The following is a 5,693-nucleotide window of genomic DNA, read 5'->3' on the forward strand; positions in this document are numbered from 1 at the left end:
CCAGCCCGGCCGACTCCTCCAGTGCGGCCGGTCCTTGCGGTCCGGTCGCTCCTCGCGGTCCGGCCACTGCTTCCGGTCCGCTCGCCCCGCCCCGCCCGCTCGCCCCGCCCCGTCGGGCCGCTCCCGTCGCTCCGGCCCGGCGGCGCAGCAGCTCCGCGTGGAGCGCGGCCACCTCATCGGCGGTGTCCACCTCCAGGAGCAGGGCCTCGGAGCCGACGACGAGCGCCCTCACCCCGCCGGTCACGCGAACGCCTCCACCCGCACTCCGGCCGCGCCGAGCGCCGCCCGGACCCGCCGGGCGAGGTCCGCCGCCCCGGGAGTGTCCCCGTGCAGGCAGAGCGAGCGGGCGGGGACCGGGACGCGGGTTCCGTCGGAGGCCGTCACCGCGCGCTCGGTGGCCATGGCGACCGCGCGGGCGACCACCGCGTCCGGGTCGTCGACCACGGCTCCCGGCTCGCCGCGCGGTACGAGGGTGCCGGCCGCCGTGTAGGCGCGGTCGGCGAAGGCCTCCGGGACGGCGGGCAGTCCGGCCCGCTCGGCCGCGGCGAGCAGCAGCGAGCCGGGCAGGCCGAGGACGGGGAGTCCCGCCCGCCCGGCCGCGAGCAGCACGCCGGAGACGACGGCGCCCGCCTGGGCGGCGTCGTGCACGGTGCGGTTGTACAGCGCACCGTGCGGTTTCACGTACGACACCGTGGAGCCGGCCGCCCGGGCGAAGACCTCCAGCGCCCCGATCTGGTAGGCGATCTCATCGGCCAGCTCGCCGGGCGGCACGTCCATCGCGCGGCGGCCGAAGCCCGCGAGGTCCCGGTAGGAGACCTGCGCGCCGATCCGGACCCGGCGGGCGGCCGCCAGCTCACAGACCCGGCGCATGATGGACGGGTCGCCGGCGTGGAAGCCGCAGGCGACGTTGGCGCTCGTGACGACCGACAGCAGGGCCTCGTCGTCGGTCAGCGTCCACCGGCCGAAGCCCTCGCCGAGATCGGCGTTGAGGTCGATCACGGGAGCGGCGGGGCCGGGCGGATCCGGTGTGATCATGGAAGCCATGCGGTGAGCGTAGAACAGGCGAGCGCGGGAACGAACGGGCCGAACCATCCCGTTTGGGATGTTGTCAGTAACAGCGCCTAGTCTTTGTCCGTGACTTTCCCTGCCACGGCGAAGACCCTTCCGTCCCCGGCGCCGGGCCCGGCCGCCGACGAGGGCCTGGCCCGGCGGCTGCGCGCGCTCGCCTGCACCGCCCCGCTGCACGACCTCGACGTACGCAAGGCCAATCTGGCCGGCGAGTACGGGGTCTACGCGATGGCGGAGGTCGCGCTCGCCGCGATCGACCTGGTCACCCTCAACATGGACTTCGACACCGGCGCCGACCACGAGCAGATAGTGGCCAGGCTGCTGCCGCGCGTCGCCGCCCAGGCGCCGGCCCGTCCGGCGTCCGAGCACGAGCGGGTGGCCCGCTGGGTGCTGGAGAACCTGATCAACGTCGGCAGCGCAGACCGGGGATTCCGGGCGGTCTACGGCACGTTCGGGCCCGACGGGGTGTACGTCCGCAGGGACTACGACTTCAAGCTGATCGAGGAGGTACCCGGGTACGGCGGCGCGGTGTACCTGCGCACGACGGACGAAGCCGTCAACGTCCTGGTCGGCGCCCTCGACACGGACGTCACCAGCGCGCAGATCGCCGCCGAGGTCAAACTGGAGGTCCTGATCAGCCGGGGCCGGCTCGCCGACGCCCAACTCGCCGCCGAACAGGCCCGCTACCGCACCGTCCAGTACGCCGAGACCCTGCGCCGCACCCTGGACGCGACCCGGCGCAACGTGCGGGCCGTGGACTGGCTGGTGACCGTCCCCGACATGATCGCCGAGGCCCTCGACCACGTGGCCGACCGCTACCGCCACGAGAACGCGATCCTGACCAACATCCGCAAGGCGCGCGACGAGGCCGAGGAGCCGGACAACAAGCGGCGCGCCGCCGAGCTGGTCGACATCGTCAAGGACTGCATCCGCCGCCACACGCAGCTCCAGTCCCGGCTGCTGGACGCCGGCCCGCTGTTCCGCGCCGAACAGGACCGACAGGCCTTCGCGGCCCCCGCGGCGCGCTCCGGGATCGACCTGTACGGGCAGCTCGTGGCCCCCGTGCTGCCGCTGCCCGTGGCCCGGGCCTCCCGGGTCACGGACGCCTTCTTCGCATCGGGGGCCGGTCTGCGGACCCCGGTCTCCGTGCGCGTCGCCGACCTGGTGGAGATCCTGCTGACCCCGCCGGTGGAGCGGGAACACCTCGGCGTGGAGATGCCCGAGCCGGACCTGATCGCCACCCCGGACGACAGCCGCTTCAGCGAGGAGCAGCTCGCCGCCGCGATGGAGCTCCTGGAGCTACCGCACGACGCCCCGCGCAGGCTGTCCGGCCTCCTGGCGCAGGCCCGCCGCTCCGACCCGGACCTGCCGTACCTCGTCGCCCTGCTGGCCGTCCACGCGGCGAGCCCGGCGGTGGGCACGGCCTACCGCCAGGGCGAGGAGCGGCTGCTCTTCGCGGTCGACGACGGCACCGAGCTCGACGACCCGGAATTCGGCGGCGCGGACCTCATCGTCGGCACCGCCCTGCTCGACTCGGCGGCCATGACGGCCGACCGCACGGAGGCGGCATGATCCCGCCCCCGCCCCCGCCGGGCCGCCGGACGGCTTCCCCCAGGGGCGGCCGTCTCGCGCCGCCCGGACCGTCCGCCGCCTGCGGTGCCCCGACCCCCGTGCGCTTCGGGACGACCGCGCGGGTCCGTACGGCCGGTGCCGGCACGCGGGTCCGTACGGCCCATCCCGCCGCGCGGGTCCGTACGGCCGGTGCCGCGCCGGTAGGTGCTGCCGCTGCGCCGGTCGGTACCGCCGCTGCCGCTGCGCCGGTCCGTGCCGCCCGTCCCGCCGCGCGGCACGCCCCACGCACCCGATTCACCCGCACCGCCGAGGAGACGTACCCGTGAGCGACCACCACGCCGAGCAGCACCCCGCGTGGAGCGAGCCCGACGCGCAGTCGGTCGCCCCGGCAGCCCTGGCCGTCCCGGCCGTCCCGGGCCAGGCGACCGCCCCCGTGACGCCGGCGGACGCCGCCGACGCGGCCCGGCTGGTGGCGTTCGGGCTCCAGCCCAAGTTGCTGCCCGCCCGCGACGCCGAGTACGCCGAGCTGCTGCGCCGCTACCGCGAGGACCCCGCCTTCGCGCGGCTCGCCGACGCCGTCGCCACCGGCCTCGGGCTCGTCGTCCTGGAGGTGTCCCCGCGCGCCGGCATGGCCGTCGCCGCGGGCGAGGACTCGGTCTTCGCCGTCCGCATGGGCGACTACGCCCGCCGCGCCACCGCCGACTCCGCGGACCGCTTCCTGCACGGCCTCGCCCACCTCGCCGTGGCCGCCCTCGCCTTCCCCCGCCCCGAGGACCTCGCCGACGACGGCTACATCGGCCGGATCACCGTCAACGGCGTCGACGCCTTCGTCCGGCAGACCTGCCGCCGGCTGGAGGAGCGCGCGGAGGAGCTCGGCGAGAACACCGACCCGGCCTCCGATGCGCCCGGCCTCGAAGCGGCCTGGCGGGTCTACGCCCGCCGCAGCGCGACCGGAGCCACCAAGGACGCGCGCCGCCTGGCCGGTTCCACCACCGGCATCGTCGGCAAGGCCGCGGCCTTCCTCGCCGACTCCGGCTTCCTCCAGCGCACCGGCGACGACTCCGGAGGCACCTACCGCACCACCCCCCGCTACCAGCTCCAGGTCCGCGACATGGCGGGCAGCTCGGCCATGGCCGAGCTCCTGGACCTCGGCGTGGTCCCCGTCAGCGACGGCTCCGCCAGCCTCCTGCCGCCGCCCGAGGGCGACGACCTGGAGCTCGCCGCCGACGCCGGGCTGCCCTTCCACGCCTAGCCCGCGCCCCGCTCCCCGTACCCGCAACCCGTCACCCGCAGAACTACGAGAGACCGCGAGAACCCGCCGCCATGTACGAGCTGTCCCGGATCCGCCTCTACTCCATCGGGCCCGCCGGCGCGCGCTACGCCGACACCGTGCTCGACCTGCGCGGAGTCGGCGCGCCGGTGCCCCACCCGGCGCCCGCGCAGGCGGAGTTCTTCGAGGACGAGCCCAGCGGCCCGCCGCGCCGCCCCGCGCCCGCCGGCGTGCTGTTCCTGGAGAACGGCGGCGGCAAGTCCGTCCTGCTCAAGCTGATCTTCTCGGTGATGCTGCCCGGCCACCGCAACACCCTGGGCGGCGCCAGCTCGGGCGTGCTGCGCAAGTTCTTGCTCGCCGACGACTGCGGTCACGTGGCGCTGGAGTGGCAGCACACGCAGACCGGCGCGTGCGTGGTCGTCGGCAAGGTCAGCGAATGGCGCGGACGCCAGGTCTCCAACGACCCGCGCAAGTTCGCCGAGGCCTGGTACTCCTTCCGGCCGGGCCCGGGGCTGGGCCTCGACAACCTCCCGGTGGCCGAGGCCACTTCGGTGCGTCCGCCCGGCGAGGGCGTCTCCGGCGCCAAGGGGCGGCGCCGCACCATGAAGGGCTTCCGCGACGCCCTCACCGAGGCGGGCAAGGCCTACCCGCACCTCGAGGTGTACTTCGAGGAGATCCACGACCGCTGGAACGAGCACCTCACCGAGCTCGGGCTCGACCCCGAACTCTTCCGCTACCAGCGCGAGATGAACGCCGACGAGGGCGAGGCCGCCGGCCTCTTCGCGGTGAAGAAGGACTCCGACTTCACCGACCTGCTGCTGCGCGCCGTCACCGACACCCGCGACACCGACGGCCTCGCCGACCTCGTCCACGGCTTCGGCAACAAGCTCGGCCGCCGCTCCGAGCTGATGGCGGAACGGGAGTTCACCGCGGGCTCCGTGGACCTCCTCACCAAGATCGTCGAGGCCGCCGAGGCCCGCTCCCGGCTGCGCGACGTCCACGCCGGCGCCGAACGCCGTACGCGCTCCCTCGCCCGGCGGCTGTCCGCCCGCGCCGCCGAGGAGCGCGGCCGCGCCGCCGACCTCGCGCAGCGGGTCACCGCCGCCGCCCACGAGGTCACCGCCGCCGACTCCGCGCGCTCCCGCAGCGCCGCCGTCTCCGCCGAACTCGCCTACCGGCACGCCTCGCTGGCCCTGACCGTCGCCGACAAGGCCGCCGCCGCGCAGCGCCGCGAGCTCCTCGAAGCCCGCACCCTGCACTCCGCCTGGCAGGCCGCCGAGAACGTACTGCGCCACCGCGCCGCCGCCGACCGCTGCGCCCGGGTCGCCGCCGCGATCCTGGAGGCCGAGCGGGACGCCGCCCCGGCGCTCGCCGCCCGGGCCACCGCCGCCACCGAGCTCGTACGGGCCCTGCACGCCGCCGCCGAGCGGGGCGAGCGGGCCGCCAACGAGGAGGAGGAGCGTTCCGCCGTCCTCCAGGAGAGCGGCGAAGCCGCACACCGCGACGCCACCGCCGCCGCCACGGCCGCCCAGCGGGCCCGTAGCGAGGCCGAGCACCTGCGCGCCCGCCTCGCCGAGGTCCAGCAGGAGACCGCCGAGGCCGTCCGGGCCGGCTGGCTCGACGACACCGCCCCCGACGCCGACCCGGCGCGCGCCGCGCTGGCCGCCGCCGACGCCGAGAAGACGGCCGTGGCCGCCTGGGACGAGTCCCGCGAAGCCGCCCGCGGCGCCGCCGAAGCCGCCCGCGAGGCCACCGGGACGGAATCCCGCGCCGAACTCACCGC

General features: G+C 76.0%; 3 protein-coding genes and 2 pseudogenes. 3 read left to right on the forward strand and 2 right to left on the reverse strand.

Translation table 11 applies throughout. The features are described 5' to 3' along the window. Both J7E97_RS33265 and J7E97_RS33270 read right to left on the reverse strand, forming a co-directional pair. Positions 1-244, reverse strand: a pseudogene (locus J7E97_RS33265) (allophanate hydrolase subunit 1); the annotation flags it as partial. Then, complete coding sequence (locus J7E97_RS33270) at positions 241-1,044, reverse strand: 5-oxoprolinase subunit PxpA (RefSeq protein ID WP_308346919.1); 804 nt, start codon at positions 1,042-1,044, stop codon at positions 241-243. The pseudogene J7E97_RS33265 and the gene J7E97_RS33270, both read right to left, overlap by 4 nt. Positions 1,045-1,128: 84 nt before the next feature. Between J7E97_RS33270 and J7E97_RS33275 the strand changes: the two genes are divergently transcribed. The 3 genes and pseudogenes from J7E97_RS33275 to J7E97_RS33285 all read left to right on the forward strand — a co-directional run. Next, positions 1,129-2,640 carry a hypothetical protein gene (locus tag J7E97_RS33275; RefSeq protein ID WP_215035010.1) on the forward strand — a complete coding sequence of 504 codons (1,512 nt, stop codon included), beginning with the start codon at positions 1,129-1,131 and terminating at the stop codon, positions 2,638-2,640. 322 nt (positions 2,641-2,962) lie between these two features. Beyond that, complete coding sequence (locus J7E97_RS33280) at positions 2,963-3,892, forward strand: hypothetical protein (protein WP_215035012.1); 930 nt, start codon at positions 2,963-2,965, stop codon at positions 3,890-3,892. A gap of 71 nt (positions 3,893-3,963) precedes the next feature. Next, positions 3,964-5,693: pseudogene (locus J7E97_RS33285) on the forward strand (hypothetical protein); the annotation flags it as partial.

The organism is Streptomyces sp. ISL-66 (assembly GCF_018614135.1).
Lineage (GTDB): Bacteria > Actinomycetota > Actinomycetes > Streptomycetales > Streptomycetaceae > Streptomyces.

Excerpts from the sequence above, each read along its gene's own strand:
- J7E97_RS33270 (WP_308346919.1), bottom strand. The coding sequence starts at position 1,044 with ATGGCTTCCATGATCACACCGGATCCGCCCGGCCCCGCCGCTCCCGTG.